Below are 21,668 nucleotides of genomic sequence, written 5' to 3' on the forward strand. Positions count from 1 at the left end.
TAGGTAAAATTATATAAACTGTAGAAGGTGGTCTAAAAGGTGGTCTGAAAATGGCTATTTAAAGAAAAAATCTATATATTTCAATATGTTAAAAATAAAAAATGGTGCCCCCAGAGAGACTCGAACTCCCGACCCCCTGATTACAAATCAGGTGCTCTACCAACTGAGCTATAAGGGCGTAACCATGTAGGAGTTAGCACAAACTTACAAAAAGGAAAACAGAAAATTATCAAATTTTGTACATATTAAAAGGAAACTATATAACAAATAAAAAAATAACCAACTTATTTCCTCTTTTACCAATTTTTACAAGAAGGTTGGAATTATCCTTATGCTGATATCTTATAGAATCTTTTATAAGAATTCACCATTTTGCTATCGAATTACGAATCTGAAGACTTTGATTGATGAGCAAGGTATTTTTCTAGCCAGTGAATATTATAATTACCATCAGCAATATCTTGATTATTAATAAGATCGCGAAAAAGAGGTAGTGTAGTTTTTATCCCATCCACGACAAATTCGTCTAAAGCACGCCGTAAACGCATCATACATTCTAAACGGGTACGTCCATGAACAATCAGCTTGCCAATCATGCTATCATAATAAGGAGGGATACGGTAACCTGAATAAGCGCCAGAATCAACACGAATCCCTAAACCTCCAGGTGTATGAAAATGTGTAATAGTTCCAGGTGATGGCGTAAAGTTAATAGGATCTTCTGCATTAATACGGCATTCAATGGCATGACCAGAAAAACAGACATCATCTTGTGTCACTGAAAGCTTGCAGCCTGATGCAATATGGATTTGTTCATGGACTAAATCTATACCTGTAATAGCTTCAGTTACAGGATGTTCCACTTGTAAACGCGTATTCATTTCAATAAAATAAAATTCGCCATTTTCATAAAGAAACTCAATAGTACCAGCTCCACGATATCCAAGTTGGGCACAGGCATTTGCAACAATACTGCCAATTTTTTTCCGTTCAGTTTCATTAAGTGCAGGTGACGTAGCTTCTTCCCATACTTTTTGATGCCGTCGTTGAAGTGAACAATCGCGTTCTCCTAAATGAATAGCATTTCCCGCACCATCACCTATGACTTGAATTTCAATATGACGGGGTTTTTCTAAATATTTCTCTATATAAACAGCGTCATCACCAAAAGCAGCTTTCGCTTCTGAACGTGTTGTTTTGAGAGCTATAGAAAATTCTTGTTCAGAATGAACGACTTTCATACCACGTCCACCACCACCGGCAGAAGCTTTGATAATAACTGGATAACCAATTTCACGAGCAGTGCGTAAAGCATCTGATTCTTCAGTGACTGCTCCATCTGAACCTGGAACTACAGGAATACCAAGTTTTTGGGCCGTTTTCTTTGCTTCGATTTTATCGCCCATGATTCGGATATGAGTAGCTGTTGGACCGATGAATGTAATATCATGGGCTTCTAGAACATCTGCAAATTTTGCATTTTCAGAAAGAAAGCCATAACCTGGATGAACAGCATCAGCTCCTGTAATTTCGCAAGCAGCAATAATTTGCTGAATACTCAAATAAGAATCGCGAGCAGGAGGAGGGCCAATACAAACACTTTCGTCAGCAAGACGAACATGCATAGCATCTGCATCAGCGGTAGAGTGAACAGCTACGGTTTTTATGCCAAGTTCTTTACATGCACGTAAAACGCGAAGAGCAATTTCTCCCCGATTAGCAATGAGGATTTTTCGAATCATGGTCGCCCCTCGCTTTATTCAACAATAATAAGTGGTTCACCAAATTCAACAGGTTGTCCATCTTTGACAAGAACAGTGGTTACCGTGCCTGAGCGTGGTGATGAAATTTGATTCATTGTTTTCATGGCTTCAATAATAAGTAATGTCTCTCCTTCAGAAACATTTTGTCCTACTTCTACAAAAGGTTGCGCGCCTGGTGAAGGTGCAAGATAAGCTGTTCCAACCATTGGAGAGGTTATTGTGTTTTTTGATTTATCTTCTTGGATAGATTGTATAGGAGATTCAGTTGTTGGGACTGGAGAAGATGTTACAGAAAAAGTAGGAGTAGAAACAGGCGCATAGATTGCTTGTTCAGAAGAAGTGAAGGTATTTTGGCGTGAGACACAAATACGAAGCTCACCTTGTTCAACTTCAATGTTCGTTAAATTTGTATCATTCAAAATTTCAGCAAGATCACGAATAATTTTCGTATCAATTGCGGTTTTTGCCGAATCCATTTTTTTTATTGCCATTTTATTTCTAACTCCTTGATCAATGAAGATCGTCATTTTATGACAGAATATCTCTAGATTAGGGATGACATCTTTTGAGGCTTTAAAGATTTTTATTTCCTTTAAATTATTATGCTTTTAAATTATTATGCTTTGCAATTTAAAACTCGTATCTGCTTTACGCAAAATTGCACTTATAAGCCGGTTATCAAAAAAGAGAAAGCATAAAATTACCTCATTTACAGTATTCTTCCTAAAACGATCAGGTATTCACCGTGTATTGTCTATCGCTTGTTTTAGAATATCTTGCCTAGCTGCGCCAATGAATATTTTATTACCAATGATGTAAGAAGGTGTTCCCGTAATATGAAGTTTAGAGGCAATTTGGATATTTTCTTTAAAAGCGTTTTGCAGAGTGGGATCTTTTATTGCATTACGTAGTTTTTTTTCATCTGCTCCTAATGAAACAGCTACTTTAATAGCTTTAGCTTCATTTGCACGACCCTGATACACTAAAAGAGTTTTGTGAAACTGAGGATATTTCTCTGGGAATTGTTTCCGAAATGCGTAGGCGACAGTATGGGCCGCTATAGAATCAGAGCTTAAAATTGGTAAATCCTTGATAATAACCTTTAAATCTGGATATTCTTTTATCAAGTCTTCTATATATGAATAGGAAGTTTTACAATATCCACAGTTGTAATCAAAAAAATTGACAAGCACTCTTTTACCATTTTGGTTTCCCAAAACAGCGTCATGAGGAGAATGAAAAATTTCTTTCTCTAATAAATGAATGACAGAAGTTTGTATTTGGTTTTCGTATTCATTCTGTTTTTCCAGTTTATCTTGAAGAATAAGCTGCATTTCAATCAGAATTTCTGGATGAGTAAGAAGATACTCTCTGACAATTTGTTGAATATGATGAGAATCAGTATGTGGTACCACTTTTTCTTTAAGCTTAGATAAAAAGCTAGAATCTTCCAAAAGTTGTGTTTTAAGCTTTTCTAAGCTTAAATGATTTTCTGTTTTTGAGTGTGATGTTGCGTTTGATAAGGAAGGTAAAAAGATTAAAATACTCGACATAACTGGGACTAAAATTTTTGAAAGAAGTGTTATTTTCGAGTTTTGAGAGTGATAAGTCATCTGTATACCTTCATATTTTCTAGGTGCCATTGAGTGAACTATATGAAAAGCGCTATCTATGTGCAATAAAGCATTTGGCTATAGTGTGTATTTAAAAATGAGAAAAAACATCAATTTTTCTCTAAAAAGATTTCATATGATGAACCGTGGCTTGGCAAAGATTATGTTTTGTAAAAGATAAAAAAAATCTCTTTAATTTGTCAAATGTTGTTTTGATGTATAAGGGTATCAAAAGCTTTTTGTGCGTGTTTATTTTAGGAAAAGTACATTGATAATACAATAAAGAACACTTGTATTATTTTTTCCTATTGCTTTATTGAGTACTGAGAAACAAACTTAAATAATGAAAAGTGAAATTATGAAAACCACAACACATTATGAACTGTTTATCATTGGGGGAGGGATAAATGGGTGTGGATTGGCAAGGGATGCAGCAGGACGCGGATTTAAAGTGGGATTGGCTGAAATGAACGATCTTGCATCTGGGACCTCAAGTGCGTCAACAAAGCTTATTCATGGTGGGCTTCGTTATCTTGAACACTATGAGTTTAAACTTGTTCGTGAAGCATTGAAAGAACGCGAGATCATTTTACGTATGGCTCCACATATTGTGCGTCCTTTGCGTTTTCTTCTTCCTTATCATAAAGAATTGCGCCCTGCGTGGATGTTGCGTTTTGGACTTTTTATTTATGATTATTTAGGGAATTGGAATCAGAAATTGTGGCGCAGTAAAACGATTAATTTTTCAAAAAAATTTTGCTCTACACTGAAGAAAGAATATCAGAGAGGTTTTGAATATTCTGATGCAAGAGTAGATGATGCGCGTTTAGTTATTGGCAATGCTCGTGATGCAGAAAAATGGGGCGCTGATATAAAAGTACGAACAGAAGTTCTCTCTTTAAAAAACGAAGACAATAAATGGCGTATCGTTCTGCAAGACAAGTTAAGTAGTAAAGAATACAGTGTCACAGCTTCTTATGTCGCGAATATGACGGGACCTTGGATTGATCATGTTTTGGCAAGTATATTAGACTGTAAAGAACATCCACCAGTACGGCTTGTTAGAGGTTCTCATATTTTGGTTCCAAAGCTTTATACTCATGATCGTGCTTATATTTTTCAAAATGGTGATGGACGTATTATATTTGCTATTCCGTATCAAGAAGAGTTTACCTTGCTTGGAACAACAGATTGTAATTATCAAGGAGATCCGGCTGACGTTCATATTACTGATGCAGAAATTGATTATATTTGTGCAGCAGCCAGTGAATATTTCATACAACCAGTGTTGTCTGAAACAATTGTCTGGTCTTATTCTGGAGTTCGTCCACTCTATGATGATGGAGCTTCGAAAGCACAAGAAATTACGCGCGATTATGTTTTAAAAGAAATGGGAACAGGAACGACACCAAAGATTCTTAATCTTTATGGTGGAAAGATTACAACTTACCGTAAGTTGGCTGAAGATGCGATGAAATTTGTTGAAAAAGAGCTTGGTAAAAAGGGAGCATCATGGACGGCTAAGGCAGTACTTCCAGGGGGTGATTTTCCCTATAACAAATTAGATACAATCGAAAATAGGATTGCTCTTTTGATGCCAGATTTAGATGCTTTCACACATCGCAGACTTGCACGCTCCTATGGTACGGAAGCATTGGTGATCTTTGCACATGGTAAGGCAAATAGAGGAAAAGATTTTGGACATGGGCTTTATGAAGTAGAAGTAAAGTGGTTGATGGAAAAAGAATGGGCTAAAGTATGTGAAGATGTGTTATGGCGTCGTTCAAAACTTGGTCTCCTCTTTAATGAGCAAGAGGTTGATACTCTTTCTTCCTATATGCAAAGCCAACAAGAGATTGAACAACGTTTGTGATCATTTCATTTTACAGATTTTATCTGCAAGATTGTAAAATATTTTCCTTCAAAAAATACTGATGTCAGTCATGCATATTAAAAAGATAATGGTTGTCTATACCCTAATTTTAGTTTTGCAAGAATCATAAAATGGCAAAATTAGATGGAATATTTAAAGTGAAGTTTGTCAATCTTATAAAACGAAATCCAAGAATATTACCAAGAATAACTCATTGAGAAAAATGATTTATAATTGTGTGAAATAAGGATTTTTGTTTTTTCTTAAGGAGAAGATAAAATTACTTTCTGTAGCGTTTATTTGCACAATAAGTTAAAAAAATCTAAAGAAAATTAAATCTATCATGAAAAATTGTATAATGTGTTAGTTTATCATTTATTATCTTAAACGCTGTGCTAAATCATGTAAGGATAGAAGCTTGATGAGCGTAAGAAGAATTTGTAAATGAGTTTTTTGTATTGTAGTGAAAATCTTCTTTTTTCATGTTTATATACTTGAACGCTAATCGATGAAAAATGCGATATTGTGTTTTATCATCATTGATTGTAGTAAACTTTTATATCAATTGAAGATAATGGGCTGTTATTATACTCATGATAGTATAAGAGAATGAAACTTTCCATAAACTAAAAGTAAGTATTTTTCTATGTATACTTCTATGTATAAAGAGAGAGCTATAGGGATATGAGAGTAATACCCTCATGATATTTTATAACCTTCCATCGCCTATAAAATTTGCAGTAGCACCAATGTTGGACTGGACAGATCGACATTGCAGGTTTTTTTATCGCCTTTTAACGAAAAAAGCACTTCTTTATACGGAAATGATGGTCGCAGATGCTGTCATTCATGGTGTTCGCGAACAATTGTTGGCTTTTAGCGATAAAGAACGTCCAGTTGCCTTACAATTAGGGGGGGCAGATCCGAAAAAGTTAGCAGAAGCTGCACGAATTGCTGAAGATTTTGGCTACAACGAAATAAATCTCAATGTCGGTTGCCCATCAAATCGTGTTCAAGCAGGTGTCTTTGGGGCTTGTTTGATGCTACATCCAGACATTGTGGCAAATGCCGTGGAAGCGATGAAACGAGAGGTTACTATACCTGTAACTGTCAAATGTCGGATTGGAGTGGATAAACAAGACGAAGAGTTAGCGTTAGATCTTTTGGCTAATCAGGTTTGGAATGCTGGATGTGATGCACTTTGGATACATGCACGCAAGGCATGGCTACAAGGATTGAGTCCGAAAGAAAATCGCAATATTCCGCCCCTTAATTATGAAAGGGTTTATAAATTAAAACGTAAATATCCCCATAAATTCATTGGGATAAATGGTGGAATTAAATCAATTGATGAGATCAAAGAACACTTAACGTTCTGTGATGCTGTCATGCTTGGTCGCCAAGTTTATCATGATCCAGCTTTGTTAAAACATATTGATTTTGAACTCTATGATGAGGCGCAAAATAATCTGAGTGAGAGTGATCTTATTGAGGTTATGTGTGATTATGCCGCTCGACATATTGCATCGGGGGGGCGGCTTTCTCATGTGACGCGTCACATGATTGGTTTATTTCATGGGCGGGGTGGAGCACGTCGATGGCGGCAAATATTATCAAATGATGCGACAAAACCAAATGCAGATATATCTATTTTAAAAGAAGCTTTTTATGCTCTTATTTAATAACAGCCTGACAATTAACATATATTAAAGTTGAGATCCTTTGCGTTTTGATTTCTTTGCGATAATTTTGATCCTTTCAATTTTATAAGTTTTTGAAAGTTTATAACTTTTGTTATAGGAGGAGTGTTAGAATTTATGTATTAAACAACATGCTGATTGCTCCTATTGAATAGAGAAATAGGTTAAGAGCATGATGTAAAAATAGTAATAACATATTGATAATATTTTAAATCTTTCATGTTCGTTATTTGATTAGAAAATAGAATATAGAAATCATTGCTTTCATAATATTTAACTTTTTTAAAGCACTGTTAAAAAAACAATAAATTATTCATATCCTGTATATATGACGTGATTTTCATAAACATTGTAGATTTTAAAAGGTATCCTTATGACCGCTAGTCCATTTGATGATTTTCGTGCTTTGCTTACAAATTTACCTGTTGCTGATGAGTTTTCTATAATTTTGGCAAAAAAACGGCAAAAGAACTTAACAAAAGAGCAAGGAACATTGGGAAAACTGGGAGATATTGCTGTTTGGTATGCGGGATGGAGGGGAACAGAAAAACCTATCGTAACGCGACCTTTAGTCGCTATTTTTTCTGGAAACCATGGTATAGTAGAAGAAAATGTTACACCATTTCCACAATCTATGACACAAAAGATGGTGCAAAATTTTGCATCTGGTGGAGCTGCTATCAATCAAATTTGTATTGCTTATGATCTTGGATTAAAAATTTTTGATTTAGCATTGGAATATCCAACAATGAATATTACGAAGGATGCCGCAATGGATGAGCGGAGTGCAGCTGCTACAATGGCATTTGGAATGGAATCCATTGCGGGTGGGACAGATCTTTTATGTATTGGAGAAATGGGAATTGGAAACACAACAATAGCTTCAGCTTTATGCTTAGCATTGTTTGGAGGAGAAGTGGAAGAATGGACAGAAAATGGTATGGAATCAGAAGATGATTTTTATCAGCGTAAAATTGCAGCGGTTAAGACAGCCATTTCTTTGCATAAGGATTATTTAAATGATCCTTTTGAGATAATGCGTCGCTTAGGAGGACGTGAAATCGCTGCTATGGTTGGTGCTATTTTAGCAGCAAGAATAGAAAAAATACCCGTTATTTTAGATGGTTTTGTGGCAACAGCAGCTGCAGCGGTCCTTTATAAAATGCATCCAAAAGCTCTTGATCATACCCTTGTTGGACATGTTTCTTCTGAGACAGCTCATCGTAAACTTTTAAAAAAAATTGGCAAAGAACCACTTCTGGATTTGGGGATGCGTCTTGGTGAAGGGACAGGAGCTGCTATGGCAGCTGGTATTGTCAAAGCTGCTGTTTTAACACATGCACAAATGGTGGTTTTTAAACAAGAAAGTTTGAATGCCTAAAAGATAATGAGACGATATAAAAAACTCTTAAGAGTTTTGTTCATGCGTCTTGTCGTGTAATTTAATATAGTTAAGTGGAAGTTCCGTTGTATATTTAATCTGTTCCATTGCAAAAGAAGATGAGACATCACGGATGTCAATTTTAGAAATTAATTTTTTATAAAAAAGATCATAAGCTTCAATGTTGGGCACAACAACACGCAATAAATAGTCAATATCTCCACTCATTCGATAAAATTCAATGACTTCACGGAATTCTTGTACAATTTTTGAAAAACGCTTAAACCATTCATGACTGTGTGTGTTCGTGCGAATAGACACAAAAACAGTGACATGCGCATTTACTTTTTCTGGAGAAAGAACGGCAACACGACGCTGAATGACGCCATCTTCTTCAAGTTTTTGAATTCTACGCCAGCAAGGAGTGGTCGAAAGTCCTACTTTTTTAGCAATATCAGCAACAGAAAGTGTTGCATTTTCTTGCAAAAGATGTAAAATTTTTCTATCAAGACGATCCATATTTTTTCTCAATATTTTAATTTATAAAAATTTACGCACTAAACAACGCAGATATATAATAAGCTCATCATTAAACCATGGATTTTTCCGTAACCAAGAAGTATTTCGCCATGATGGATGAGGTAAAGGCATAACATTATAGCCTCGAGGTTGGGAGATGGAAAGAATATTTCTCCAATCACTAACGGTTGCTGAAACAGTTTTATGTTTTAATTCCGTAATATGCCATTTTTGCGCATAACTGCCAATAGCAAGAACAAGCTTTATTTGAGGCATCGCTTGAAATATCTTTTCATGCCATATTTCTCGACATTCACGTCTCGGTGGTAAATCAGCTTTATTTTTGTCATAACCTGGAAAACAAAATCCCATAGGAACAATAGCAAAAAGAGATCTATTATAAAATTCTTCTTTCGTTACCCCCAGCCAATCACGCAGCCTTTCGCCAGAGCGATCATTAAAAGGGATAGAAGTTTCATGGACACGCAATCCCGGTGCTTGTCCTGCAATTGCAATCGAAGCCGTATTGGATAAATAAACGACGGGATTTGGTTCGTGAGGAAGAGGAGGAAAATAATGGGGTTGTTGGATACAAACACGACAGGAATAGATCTCTTTTTCAAGTTTGATAATTTGGCTACATCGTTTCATTATTTAATGAAATTAAAAAATATTTTTCTTATTCTGTGCGAGGATTTGCTTTGCGCCATTCTTTTGGTCGTTGAAAACTTGATGCCCATATTCCTTTCTTTTTCCTTCTAGCTTCTTGTTCTTCTTTGGGATATTCATAATAACTTACAGCCCAACCATTATGTACAAGCGTCGCGTTGATATTGCTAACTTGTTTTGTTTTACATGTTGCAAGGATACGACGGTATTGGTCTGTTTTATGCCAGAGACATGTAACAGTTTGATTTTCTATTAGTTTTTCTAAATATTTTTTTGCCTCAAGCCCGCAAGGATAGCGTTTCTCCTTTTTTCCACAAAATTGGTGGAGTTCAGGAGCATCAATTCCAGCAAGTCGAATCCTAATTGAAGAAATCATGATAGAATCACCATCAATGATTAGTGCATTTCCTTTAACAAAGTTTTGAGAAGAAAAATTTTCTTTTTGAGGCAACTGCTGGTTTTGCTTAAAATAAATTGACATAACGATAAGAAAGCTAGCAGCGACAAAAATACTGAAACCGGTAATTTTTTTTAAACTTCTTAGATTAAAATGAGAAATTTTTTTCATGAAACCAAGAAACTGCTAACATTATTATAACGCACTCTATTTTAGTATTGCTTATAATTCGTCCGAAATTCCATTTATATGACGAAACAATGTCTCGTTTTAATGAAAAAAATCTCGTTAGATAGCACAATAATCAATACTCATGTAGAATATATGTAAGCAACTTAAATAATAAATCAACTTATCCAAATTCGCACAAAACATACAAATTTATAAAGCATTTTTTTAAAACAAGGAAACAAAAAACACCCCTAAAAAAATAACTTTGAGAAGCAATGCCCCCACATTGCTTTTGGAGTATAAAATCTATCAATTCAATGATAATTCTATTTACTTAATTTTCGTTTCTTTAAATTCAACGTGTTTTTTTACAACTGGATCATATTTACGCTTGCTCATTTTATCTGTCATTGTACGGCTGTTTTTCTTTGTTACATAGAAAAAACCTGTATCTGCAGTCGATAAAAGCTTGATCTTAATGGTTGCTGCTTTAGCCATAATGTAAGAACCCTATTTATACTGAAAAAATATTATCTTGCTATCAAAACCTATTTCTGATGTCATCAGATTTTCCAGTAACACTACGGATGTTCTCAAAAAAGTCAAGAGCTGATTAATTTTCTCATAAGTTGGACAAATACAAAAATGACATATAAACTGAAAAAAACAGCCATAGCTATTGAAAAACCGAAGGGATTAAAGATATCCATGGATTTTCCGATAAAGGTCGGCCCGATGAGCATACCAATTCCATAGCAAAAAATAAAAGCAGAATTGGCAGCAGCAAGTTCTTGTCCTTTGAGACGTGCCCCTAGATGTGCAAGACTAATTGTATAAAGGCTCGCTGATACACCACCAAGAAGGAACAGATCAAGCATCAGAATCCATGGATATTGAAGAACCCATGGTATTATAAAAGTTCCCACAAAGCCTAAGATAGCACAACTTAACAGCGGGTAGCGTCGATCTTTGGCATAATCGCTTATAATGCTGATAGGAATTAAGAGGAACACATTCCCAAGAGCAAGGGTTGCCATAAAGTATGCTGCTTCATTCTCATTATAACCAATGGATAAACTAAAGGGTATTATAAGAGTTAATACGCCCATTTGAATGGCCCCGTAAATAAAGACGGCCACCATTGCGCTTGGAACGTGAAAAAGATAACGAAAAAATGACGTATATTGTTTTTTTTGAAATTCCGGACTTAATTTCCAAGCTGCAAGAATTGGTATAGTAGCAAGTATAATAAGGCCATATCCAACAGCAAAAGGAATAAATCCCTGTGTTCCCACTTTCGCTAACAGCATTAAACCTATCACAAACCCTAATCCTAAGACAATAGCATAAATAGAAAGAATTAAACCGCGTTTTTTGGGGGGAGCATAACTGTTGATCCAAAACTCTGATAGGATAAACATAACTGTCATGCTGAAATGTAATATAAACTTTAAAATAAACCAAACCCATATGGGATCAAAAAAATAGAATCCTAAAAAACTTAAAGATCCTATCGCCATCATAAGCAATATTGTTTGAGCGATGCCTAAGCATAAGGCAATTCGAGACGTAAAAATAGCTGCAACAATTGTGGCAATTCCACCAACAGTTCCACTATAGCCGATCATACTATTGGAAATACCTTTCTCTGCCATAAGAAGAGAAACAAGTTGTGTTCCCATTGCCAATGCTGTTCCAACAGTGCCAATGGTTGCAATAGCTGCAATAATTGCACGCAAAGAATTGTTTTGAGAGTCAAAAGCTTTTTTTTTCATGAGAATGGCTTAAGGTACTTTGTTTATTTAAACAATGAAAAGATGAGCTGAAATGAAAGGAATCCCAAACTATCTTTTGCAGTTTCTCTCATTTCCTGAGTATAAAAAACTGCAAGATTTTTATATGGTTATTATAGATATAATAATAAAAGATGTCCTCCTATATGATAAAGAAAATTGTATATATAAAACAATACAAATACTAAAGATTATATCTATTTTCTTAGAAAAAATTCATTATATATTATTCCTTTGTTATTTATATTATGTTTAGTAGTGATATCAATAAGTTTAAAATTTTTAATAAAAATTTTTATACTTTAATACAAAAAAATAAGACAATAAAAATTATAAAAATGTTTTTTGTTTTTAATTAATATTTTCTGCTCCCATAAAAAGTATGCTTTTGTTTTTTTAATTTGTTTTTATGGTAGGATGTTGATGAAAATTTTATTGGACGAGGTTTTGTTAAGAGCTCAAAGCATAAAGCGCCAGCAAAAGGTTGTACCGTTATAAGTTTTACTTCTACAACATCACTGAGCTGATAGCCTTTATGGCTACGCTGTCCTACAAGAACATGTTGCGCTTCATCAAAATGATAATAATCATTTTTAAGTGTAGAAATATGGACAAAACCATCTGTATTGAGTTTATCAAGTGAGATAAAAAGACCTGCTTTTGTAACTCCGGAAATGCGACCTGTAAAAATACGGCCAATTTTATTCGTTAAATAGTGAGCAACAAGCCGATCAATAGTTTCCCTTTCAGCCATCATTGCACGGCGCTCGTATAAAGAAATTTGCGTAGCAATTTCTGTAAGATTTTGTTCTTGTGTATCTGTTAATTGATCATTTCCTAATTTGAGAGCTTTAATGAGTGCTCGATGAATAATAAGATCAGCATAACGACGGATGGGGGATGTAAAATGTGTGTAATTATGTAGGTTTAAACCAAAGTGGCCGATATTTTTAGGGTTGTATTCTGCTTGTGATTGTGAACGCAAAATAACTTGATTGACCAGTTCTTGTTGTTGAGTATGAGCGACTTTTTCTAAAATTCTATTAAGACGTGCTGATGTCAATTCAGCACTTTTAGAGAGTGATATCCCTAAACTTTGAAGAAAATTCCGCAATATTTCTTGTTTTGCAAGAGAGGGTTTATCATGAGTCCGATAAATAAGGGGCTGGTGATGTTGTTTTAATGTTTCAGAAGCTGCAATATTGGCTTGTATCATAAACTCTTCAATTAAACGATGTGCTTCTAACGGTGTTTCACTCACAACATCTTTTATGCAGCCATTTTGATCAAGAATAATCTTTTTTTCTGCTATTTCTAATTCTAGTGGTTGGCGACGATTTCGTGCAGCTTTAAGGCATCTATAGGCTTCCCATAAGGGATACAAAATACTCTCAAAAAGAGCGGCTGTTTTTTTATTTATATTACCGTCAATTGCCAATTGTACTTCTTGATAAGAAAGTTTCGCTCTTACACAAATCATAATACGATGAAAACTATGTTTTCGTTTATTACCGTTTGCATCAAAAATCATACGAACGGCTAAGGCTGGTCTTTCTTTCCCTTCACGCAGAGAACATAAATCATGAGAAAGGCGTTCAGGTAACATTGGCACAACGGTATCGGGAAAATAAACAGAATTTCCGCGTTTCAATGCTTCTTTATCTAAAGCGCTTCCTGTTTTGATATAGTAAGAAACATCTGCAATGGCTACAATAATAATCCAACCATCATTATTTTCTGGGTCCTCATCCTTGGTTGCATAAACTGCATCATCATGATCTTTTGCATCTGGTGGATCAATTGTAATAAATGGTAATTGTCGCCAATCTTCACGATTATCCATATTGGCAGCTTTGATATGTTTGACTTGCTCAAGAACACTTTCAGGAAAAATATAAGGAATTCCTTTCGAAAGAATCGCTATCATTGAGAGTGTTTTTTCACTCTTAATCTGCCCTAAAACATTCTTTATTTTTGCGCTCTTTAATCCGTAACCAGTATTTTTTTTAATTTCGACTTCAACGAGATCACCAATTTCAACCTTCATTTCTGGAGACATTTCAACAATGAGTTCATTGGTTTTGCGGTCTATAGGATCAAGGCGCCATTGATTATTTTCCAATTTTCGTACAACAGCAAATGCACTTTTGGGAGATACATCAATTTTACGAATAATTCGTCCCGTATAAGGGGGGCTTGAGCTTTCAGAATTTTTATTTCGAAAAACTTTTACAAGAATATGATCTCCAACACCAATACTACTTCCTTTTATGTAATGAAAAGAGTGTATTTCAATATTGGGCTTTGGAGAATCGTCCCATTCAAGAGGTTGTGCAATAAAACTTCCATCTTTATCACGTCCGCTAATTTTTACTAAAGTAACAGGAGATAACTTTCCTTTGTTTATTGCTTTTTTGCGCTGTTTAGATATAAGATTTTGATCCTTCAACTCACGTAATATATCTCTAAGCCAAATACGAGAATCGCCTTTTAAGTTAAAAGCTTTGGCGATTTCTCTTTTACTTGAGTGGTTAGGATTCTCATTTATAAAGGAAAGGATTTCTTCCTTATTGGGAAAATTTTTCTCCTTGAATGAAGAGAGATATTTTATGTTTTTTTCACCTTTAGCCAAAATTTATGTCTCTTTTATTTTTGCTTTTGTTTTAGAAGAAGCTCTTTTTGAAGTTGTTTTTTTACTCGATACTTTAGCCGATATAAGCTCTAATGCCTCTGGAAGTGTTACACTAATGGGATCTTTATCTTTTGGCAATGTTGCATTAATTTTACCCCAATTGACATAAGGACCATAACGCCCGTTGCGTACAGTAATGGTTCCTCCTTCGGGATGCTCCCCTAATGTTGCCAATGCTGCAGGTGTTGTTCTGCTTTGCTTGGTTTTGTTTTCTTGTTGTTCTGCCAATACTGTAACAGCGCGATTGATACCAATATCAAAAACTTCATCTGCATGAAGAAGGCGCGCAGATTTTCCGTTATGGCTAAGATAGGGACCATATCGTCCAATCGTAGCCGTGATTATTTTTCCAGTTTCGGGATGAATGCCAATTTCACGGGGAAGGGATAGTAAAGCCAAGGCTTTATCAAGGGTTACATTTTCTGCCTGCCATTCTTTTGGTAGTCCTGCACGCTTAACTTCTTTGCTTTCACCAAGTTGAATATAGGGACCAAACCGGCCACTACGAAGAGAGATATCTTTTCCTGTTTCAGGGTCAATACCAAGTATAACAGGTTCATCATTGCGTACAGCTTCATTCTCTTCTCCAATATCTGTACCAAGTTGGCGTGTGTATTTACATTCGGGATAATTGGAACAGCCAACAAAAGCACCATAACGACCGAGTTTTAATGATAATTGACCACTTTTACAAAGAGGACAGGAACGCACATCACTTCCATCTTCGCGTTCCGGAAAGGCGAGAGGTGCTAATGTTACATTTAAAACATCAAGAACATTGGTTATACGAAGCTCTTGGATATTGCGAATAGATGCATTAAATCCATCCCAAAAATCTCGCAATACATCTTTCCAAGAAAGTTTTCCATCAGAGATAAGATCCAGCTTTTCTTCAAGATCTGCTGTGAAACCATATTCTACATAGCGATTAAAAAAATTTTCAAGAAAGGCTGTAACAATACGGCCCTTAGCATCGGGAATAAGCTTTCGTTTATCAATTACAATATATCCACGGTCACACAATGTCGCCAATGTAGAGGCATAAGTTGAAGGACGACCAATTCCTAATTCCTCAAGCTTTTTAATTAATGAAGCTTCAGAATAGCGAGAAGGGGGCTCTGTGGTATGTTGTACAGATTCAACTTTTTCTTTTGTAAGTGCTTCACCAGTGTTTATTTGTGGCAAACGAGTTGATTCATTTTCTTCATTATTTTCTTCGTCTCGTTGATCGGTGTAGACGGAAATAAAGCCATCAAAGCGAATAAAAGATCCTGTTGCTCGTAGATTTGCACGGTTTTCTCCTTGCTGTGCTTCAATTTCAACAGTTGTACGTTCAATTTCAGCAGAACGCATTTGGCTGGCAATAGCACGTTTCCATATCAGCTCATAGAGCTTTGCTTGATCGCTATCGAGAAAATTACGGACTTGACTAGGATTGCGTTGAAAATCTGTTGGGCGGATCGCTTCGTGTGCTTCCTGTGCATTTTTTGCCTTTGTTGAATAAAAACATGGTTTTTCAGGAATATAGTCTTTACCGAAAGTTTCATGAATAACTTTTCGTGCTGAATCAATAGCTTCTGGTGCTATTTGCACACCATCGGTACGCATATAAGTAATAAGACCTGCTGTTTCACCATTAATTTCAATGCCTTCATAAAGCTTTTGGGCAATTTGCATAGTGCGAGAAGCTGAAAATCCTAATTTTGAAGAAGCTGCTTGTTGTAGTGTGGAGGTTGTAAATGGAGGAAAAGGATTTCTCTTTGTAGGTTTTGCTTCAACACTGAGTGTATGATATTGGGCTTTCTCCAACATAAAGCGAATTTGGTCTGCTTGTTCTTGAGATTGAATATCAAGCTTGCCTATTTTTCTTTGATTGAACATTGTCAATCTTGCTTGGAAACTATCATTTCGGAGGGTTTTTAACTGTGTTGTAATGGACCAATAATCTTCTTTGATAAAATGTTCTATTTCTGATTCACGATCACAAATAATGCGCAAAGCAACCGATTGAACGCGTCCAGCTGAACGTGCACCAGGGAGTTTTCGCCATAAAACAGGTGAAAGTGTAAAACCAACGAGATAATCAAGAGCGCGACGTGCAAGATAGGCATCTACAAGTGATGTATCAATATCACGTGGGTTGTTCATAGCATCAAGCACAGATTTTTTGGTGATGGCATTGAAGACAACTCTTTTGATAGGTTTATCTTTTAAAACTTTTTTTTGACGAAGAACATCCAGAATATGCCAAGAAATAGCTTCCCCTTCACGATCAGGGTCTGTTGCTAATATAAGGCTATCGGCTTCTTTAACGGCTTTTGCTATTTCATTTAAACGTTTAGCAGCAGCAGAATCTATATCCCATTTCATAGAAAAATCTTGATCTGGTAAAACAGAACCATCTTTTGCAGGCAAATCACGAACATGTCCAAATGATGCGACAACTTTGTATTGAGACCCAAGATATTTATTAATTGTTTTTGCTTTTGCTGGAGATTCAACGATAACGATATTCATAATTTTACCCAAATATTGAAATAAAAATTTTTTTATAAACGCCTTTTACGCGAATAGCTAATGACAATTGCTTAAGAGCACATAAAAAATATTAGCCATATAAAAAACATGAATATTGTACAACTTATGATTGTTATTATTAGAATACACCCTATATAGAATTACACGATTTATTTTCCACTGTTATTACAAAAACATACGGCGAAATACTAAGATAACGTCTATTGAGAGGTAGGAGGGGAAATGCTCAAGGATAGAGGATTATGTTTATAAATCATTTAAAAGTTATCCAATATATTACAGACATGTCAAAGCAAATGAATCAGATGGCGCGTCAGGCGCATAGTCCGCTTTTAGCATTGCTTTTGGATATGGTTGCCAAAGAAGGGCAAAGCATTATTAATAGTGCTGAGGCTCTTGGGGAAGATCAAGATTCGACAATGACACACAACCACCAGAGTGTCGAATAAGCTTTCCCGCAAGGTCGAGTTCTACCAATAAGAGGTAGAGAGTTGGGAGCGAAACACCTGAGTGAATACTTAGTGTGTCTAAATCGATTGGCGTTGTTGAAAGAGCGGAGAGAACTGCTGCACGTGCGGCATCATCACCTGCTAAAGAGAGGTTGCTGTTTTTTTCATCTGCTAAATTAAAATTCTCCTTTTCAAGTTGTAAAGAGGATGGTTCCTCAAAAAAATTGAGTTGGGAATTTGGAAGTGGTGAAATTAATGGCGTAAGTGTTTCTATAATGTCAGAAGGATGTGTGGTAAGTAGAGCTCCGTCCTTGATAAGATTGTTTGTACCAACAGATCTTGGATCAAGTGGAGAACCGGGAATGGCAAAAATTAACCGTCCCATTTCAGCTGCTTGACGTGCGGTAATTAAGGACCCTGAGCGCAGGGCTGCCTCTACAACCAAGAGACCAAGTGATAGAGCAGCAATAATACGGTTTCTTCTTGGAAAATCGATAGCGCGCGGCTTCCAAGAAATGGGCATTTCGCTGATGATGGCTCCACCGTTGGCGATAATATCTTCATGCAACCTTTTATTTTCAGGAGGATAGATATGATCAATTCCCCCAGCCATGACTGCAACAGTTCCTGTTTTTAAACTTGCTTGATGCGCAACGCTATCAATTCCACGAGCGAGCCCAGAAATTGTTACAAAATCTGCTTCTCCGAGAAAACGCGCAAATTGAGCTGTAAGCTTTTTTCCAGCGGCTGAAGCATTTCGAGAACCTATAATTCCAATAGAAGTTTTTTGAAAAATTGAAACATTACCTTTGATAGCAATAAGCGGCGGAGGGGCTTCTGTAACCTTAAGAAAAGCTGGATAATCTGGTTCGCCCATACCGATAAACCGAACACCTAATCTTTTAGCTTTTTGTATTTCTTTTTCTGCATCTTCTAAGCTTGCTATTTTAATAGATACAGAACCACCACCTTTTCTACTAAGCTCTGGCAGCGCTGCTAGAGCATTTTCTGCTGTTTTATAATGATCAATGAGATTACGAAAACTAACAGCTCCAATATTTTCACTGCGCAATAACCGTAACCAGCTTAGACGTTGACGATCAGTAAGTAGGATTCCTTTATTTATCTCCGTGTTGCGTACCAATCTTACTTTCTTCCCCAATTAATAATCTACCGATATTGGCAGAATGTTTTATAAACACAAATACGCTCATCACAATCAGCATACAATAGAAATAAGAAGCGGAAAAATAAAAAACAAATATCGGTGTGATCGTAACAGCAACAAGTGCAGATAATGAAGAATAACGCATGAGGAGAAAAATCGTTATCCATACAATAATAAAAATAATTGCTGCAGGCCAATAGATTCCTAAGCAGACTCCTAGATAGGTAGCAACACCTTTACCACCTTTAAATTTAAGCCATACGGGGAAAAGATGTCCTAAGAAAACAAAAAAACCCGCTAGAGAAACAAGGATACTATTGTCTAGCGGATCACTAAAAAACTTTATAACGAAAACAACAATAGTTCCTTTCAACATATCACAAAGAAGTGTTAGAGCAGCAAGCTTTTTATTTCCTGTTCGTAAAACATTTGTTGCTCCAATATTGCCGGAACCGATTGTTCTTATATCACCAATTTTGGATAATCTTGTAAAAAGAAAACCAAATGGAATCGAGCCAATGAAATAAGATATGAGGAAAATAAACCATGGAGTGGACTGAAAAAATATTTTTGCTTCATTCATTAAGAATCTCATTAAGTTTGTTGATCAAGTTTAAAAACGGTTTTCCCTTTCACAAAGGTCTGGAGCACGCGTCCTTGAAAACGCGCACTCTCAAAAGGGGTATTTTTTGAACGGGAATAGAGCTTCTCTGTCGAAACAACCCATGGTTCTTCAAGATCAACCACAATAAGGTCTGCATGAGCACCTTTTTTGAGTGTTCCTGCATTGAGTCCAAAGAGCTTTGCAGGCGCCGTTGACAAAAGTTCCGTTATCCGTAGAAGAGATAGGCTCTCATCATGATAAAGGCGTAAGGCTGCGCTCAATAAGGTCTCCATACCAATAGCGCCAACTGCCGCGTCATTAAATGGTAAATGTTTTGTGTCGTTACTCTGAGGATCATGAGAAGAGACAATAACATCTATAGTCCCATCCTTTATTGCTTCAATCATTGCTACACGGTCTTCTTCTGTACGCAATGGGGGCATTAAGCGAAAAGAGGTGCGATATTCACCAATGTCATTTTCATTAAAAGATAAATGATTAATAGATACCCCCGCTGAAATTTTCTCACTGCGTTTTTTACCTAAACGAAGTGCATCAGCAGAGAGTGTTGTCGATATTTGAGCAGCATGATAGCGTGTTTGCGTTAATACTGCTAATCTCAGATCTCTTTCGAGTGGGATAACTTCTGCTTCGCGGGGAATTCCAGAAAGACCAAGCCAACTGGCGAGCAGTCCTTCATTCATCACACCTTGGCCTGTAAGATCTTTATCTTGCGTTTCATGCATCAATGGAACATCAAAATCACGTGCATAAGTCATTGCACGCCGCATAACAGATGAACTTTGAAGCGTTTTTTTTCCTTCACAAAAGGCAACAGCTCCTGCATCTTTTAGTAAGCCGAATTCCGTTATTTCTTGTCCGTTGAAACCTTGTGTGATTGAAGCAACGGGATAAATATTGACCGATGACTTTTCTTGTACTGTATGCCTAATAAATTCAACCAGTGCTACATTATCAATAACTGGATGCGTATTTGGCATCATAAGAAAGGAAGTAATACCACCTGCTGCTGCGGATTGACTTGTTGATGCGATTGTTTCACAGTGTTCATTGCCTAATTCTCGAACAAAGACGCGGGCATCAACAAGTCCGGGGAGAATTGCTTTGTTTTGTGCATTAATAACTTCTGCTTCTTCAGGGAATCCCTGATTCAGAGCTTCTTTTCCAGCGGCTATAATTCGTCCATTTTCAACAATAACTGTACCAATTTCATCGATTGCGCGCGAAGGATCAATAATACGAGCATTTTGAAAAACAATTGGTTTTATCATTTTTTTTCTCCACTGATCTTTGCACGTGAATCTAATAAAGCCTCCATGACAGCCATACGCACTGCAATTCCCATTTCTACTTGTGTATGAATCATACTTTGTGGTCCATCTGCTATGTCGGATGCAATCTCTACACCACGGTTTATTGGGCCTGGATGCAGAATAATGCAATCGTTTTTGGCATAGGCTAAATTTTCTTTATGTAAGCCAAAATAATGGAAATATTCACGCGTAGAGGGAATAAAAGAGCCTGTCATCCGTTCATGCTGTAAGCGCAACATCATGATAACATCAGCATTTTTAAGACCTTCTTTCATCGTGGTAAAAACCTCAACACTCATATGAGCGATTTCTGCGGGTAAGAGTGTTGAGGGAGCAACAGCACGAACACGAGCACCCAAAGCATTGAGACTTAGGATATTGGAACGGGCAACACGTGAGTGTAAGATATCTCCACAAATCGCAACAGTTAATCCTTCAATACGACCTTTTGTCCTTTTAATGGTTAGAGCATCTAATAAAGCTTGGGTTGGATGTTCATGAGCACCATCACCTGCATTAATGACACAACAATCAACTTTTTGCGCTAAGAAAGCTGCCGCTCCTGCGCTGTTATGGCGAAAAACCAGTATATCTGGCTTCATCGCATTGAGAGTTGTAGCTGTATCAAGTAATGTTTCTCCTTTTTTTACAGATGAGTTGCCGATCGCAAGACTCATCACGTGTGCACCTAGCCTTTTACCCGCTAATTCAAAAGAAGATTGTGTTCGCGTAGAGGCTTCAAAAAAGAGATTAATTTGAGTCCGTCCATGCAAAGTAGATTTTGTTTTATCAATTTTGTTAGAAAGGATAACATTTGCTTCTGCACGATCAAGCAATGTATTAAGATCTTGTACACTCAGATCTTTAATAGCTAAAAGATGTTGATGAGGGAAAAGTGGAAAAAAAATATCTTGAATCATAGCATTCTTCTTTATCTCTCTCTAAACAGGTTAAACAAGCATTTGTTTGAATATGATAAATGTTTCTTAACTCTAAAAAGACAA

18 protein-coding genes and 1 tRNA gene are annotated in these 21,668 nt (G+C 36.3%); 4 read left to right on the forward strand and 15 right to left on the reverse strand.

The genetic code is table 11. The features are described 5' to 3' along the window. Window positions 1–102: 102 nt before the first annotated feature. The 4 genes from ACFIK6_RS04740 to ACFIK6_RS04755 form a co-directional block, all read right to left on the reverse strand. Window positions 103–178, reverse strand: a tRNA-Thr gene (locus tag ACFIK6_RS04740). A 205-nt stretch (window positions 179–383) separates the two neighbouring features. Then, window positions 384–1,742, reverse strand: a complete 1,359-nt coding sequence (gene accC, locus ACFIK6_RS04745; protein ID WP_375642066.1) for an acetyl-CoA carboxylase biotin carboxylase subunit — start codon at window positions 1,740–1,742, stop codon at window positions 384–386. 14 nt (window positions 1,743–1,756) lie between these two features. Next, window positions 1,757–2,254: an acetyl-CoA carboxylase biotin carboxyl carrier protein gene (gene accB / locus ACFIK6_RS04750; RefSeq protein ID WP_375642065.1), complete on the reverse strand. Its 498-nt coding sequence runs from the start codon at window positions 2,252–2,254 to the stop codon at window positions 1,757–1,759. A gap of 249 nt (window positions 2,255–2,503) precedes the next feature. Continuing rightward, on the reverse strand, window positions 2,504–3,376 hold the full coding sequence (locus ACFIK6_RS04755) for a DsbA family protein (RefSeq protein ID WP_375642070.1): 873 nt from the start codon (window positions 3,374–3,376) through the stop codon (window positions 2,504–2,506). Between the two features lie 343 nt (window positions 3,377–3,719). On the opposite strand from ACFIK6_RS04755, the gene glpD reads away from it, so the two are divergent. The 3 genes from glpD (at window position 3,720) to cobT (ending at window position 8,330) form a co-directional block, all read left to right on the forward strand. Beyond that, window positions 3,720–5,249, forward strand: coding sequence for a glycerol-3-phosphate dehydrogenase (glpD, locus tag ACFIK6_RS04760; protein ID WP_375642064.1), 1,530 nt, complete (start codon window positions 3,720–3,722; stop codon window positions 5,247–5,249). Between the two features lie 701 nt (window positions 5,250–5,950). Next, on the forward strand, window positions 5,951–6,931 hold the full coding sequence (gene dusA / locus ACFIK6_RS04765) for a tRNA dihydrouridine(20/20a) synthase DusA (RefSeq protein WP_375642063.1): 981 nt from the start codon (window positions 5,951–5,953) through the stop codon (window positions 6,929–6,931). 391 nt (window positions 6,932–7,322) lie between these two features. Further along, window positions 7,323–8,330, forward strand: a complete 1,008-nt coding sequence (gene cobT / locus ACFIK6_RS04770; RefSeq protein ID WP_375642062.1) for a nicotinate-nucleotide--dimethylbenzimidazole phosphoribosyltransferase — start codon at window positions 7,323–7,325, stop codon at window positions 8,328–8,330. 27 nt (window positions 8,331–8,357) lie between these two features. Here the strand turns inward: cobT and ACFIK6_RS04775 are convergent, their stop codons facing one another. The 7 genes from ACFIK6_RS04775 to topA all read right to left on the reverse strand — a co-directional run bounded on the left by ACFIK6_RS04775 (window position 8,358) and on the right by topA (window position 17,088). Then, window positions 8,358–8,849, reverse strand: a complete 492-nt coding sequence (locus ACFIK6_RS04775) for an Lrp/AsnC family transcriptional regulator (RefSeq protein WP_015856433.1) — start codon at window positions 8,847–8,849, stop codon at window positions 8,358–8,360. 21 nt (window positions 8,850–8,870) lie between these two features. After that, window positions 8,871–9,500: a uracil-DNA glycosylase family protein gene (locus ACFIK6_RS04780; RefSeq protein WP_375677422.1), complete on the reverse strand. Its 630-nt coding sequence runs from the start codon at window positions 9,498–9,500 to the stop codon at window positions 8,871–8,873. A 28-nt stretch (window positions 9,501–9,528) separates the two neighbouring features. Continuing rightward, window positions 9,529–10,086 carry a thermonuclease family protein gene (locus ACFIK6_RS04785; RefSeq protein WP_375677423.1) on the reverse strand — a complete coding sequence of 186 codons (558 nt, stop codon included), beginning with the start codon at window positions 10,084–10,086 and terminating at the stop codon, window positions 9,529–9,531. 330 nt (window positions 10,087–10,416) lie between these two features. After that, window positions 10,417–10,584, reverse strand: coding sequence for a 50S ribosomal protein L33 (rpmG, locus tag ACFIK6_RS04790; protein ID WP_004864083.1), 168 nt, complete (start codon window positions 10,582–10,584; stop codon window positions 10,417–10,419). Between the two features lie 104 nt (window positions 10,585–10,688). Further along, window positions 10,689–11,861: an MFS transporter gene (locus ACFIK6_RS04795; protein WP_375642059.1), complete on the reverse strand. Its 1,173-nt coding sequence runs from the start codon at window positions 11,859–11,861 to the stop codon at window positions 10,689–10,691. Window positions 11,862–12,234: 373 nt separating this feature from the next. Continuing rightward, window positions 12,235–14,511: a ribonuclease R gene (rnr, locus tag ACFIK6_RS04800; RefSeq protein ID WP_375642058.1), complete on the reverse strand. Its 2,277-nt coding sequence runs from the start codon at window positions 14,509–14,511 to the stop codon at window positions 12,235–12,237. A gap of 3 nt (window positions 14,512–14,514) precedes the next feature. Continuing rightward, complete coding sequence (topA, locus tag ACFIK6_RS04805; protein WP_375642057.1) at window positions 14,515–17,088, reverse strand: type I DNA topoisomerase; 2,574 nt, start codon at window positions 17,086–17,088, stop codon at window positions 14,515–14,517. A gap of 263 nt (window positions 17,089–17,351) precedes the next feature. Between topA and ACFIK6_RS04810 the strand changes: the two genes are divergently transcribed. Continuing rightward, window positions 17,352–17,558: a hypothetical protein gene (locus tag ACFIK6_RS04810; protein ID WP_005773510.1), complete on the forward strand. Its 207-nt coding sequence runs from the start codon at window positions 17,352–17,354 to the stop codon at window positions 17,556–17,558. Here the strand turns inward: ACFIK6_RS04810 and dprA are convergent. Genes dprA through ACFIK6_RS04830 form a run of 4 tightly spaced genes read right to left on the reverse strand, consistent with a single transcriptional unit; the run spans window position 17,488 to window position 21,584 of the window. After that, entirely contained in the window at window positions 17,488–18,720 is a 1,233-nt protein-coding gene (gene dprA / locus ACFIK6_RS04815) for a DNA-processing protein DprA (RefSeq protein ID WP_375677424.1), read from the reverse strand. The two genes, ACFIK6_RS04810 and dprA, sit on opposite strands and share 71 nt — an antisense overlap. Then, window positions 18,677–19,309 carry a glycerol-3-phosphate 1-O-acyltransferase PlsY gene (gene plsY / locus ACFIK6_RS04820; protein ID WP_375642055.1) on the reverse strand — a complete coding sequence of 211 codons (633 nt, stop codon included), beginning with the start codon at window positions 19,307–19,309 and terminating at the stop codon, window positions 18,677–18,679. Before plsY ends, dprA begins: the two co-directional genes overlap by 44 nt. A gap of 11 nt (window positions 19,310–19,320) precedes the next feature. Beyond that, entirely contained in the window at window positions 19,321–20,622 is a 1,302-nt protein-coding gene (locus ACFIK6_RS04825; RefSeq protein WP_375642054.1) for a dihydroorotase, read from the reverse strand. Further along, window positions 20,619–21,584 (reverse strand): aspartate carbamoyltransferase catalytic subunit, encoded by a 966-nt coding sequence (locus tag ACFIK6_RS04830; RefSeq protein WP_375677425.1) that lies wholly within the window; start codon window positions 21,582–21,584, stop codon window positions 20,619–20,621. The genes ACFIK6_RS04825 and ACFIK6_RS04830 overlap by 4 nt, the downstream gene beginning before the upstream one ends. Between the last annotated feature and the right edge of the window lie 84 nt (window positions 21,585–21,668).

The sequence above is a fragment of the Bartonella sp. AS69XJJH genome, assembly GCF_042195585.1.
In the GTDB taxonomy this organism is placed as follows: domain Bacteria; phylum Pseudomonadota; class Alphaproteobacteria; order Rhizobiales; family Rhizobiaceae; genus Bartonella.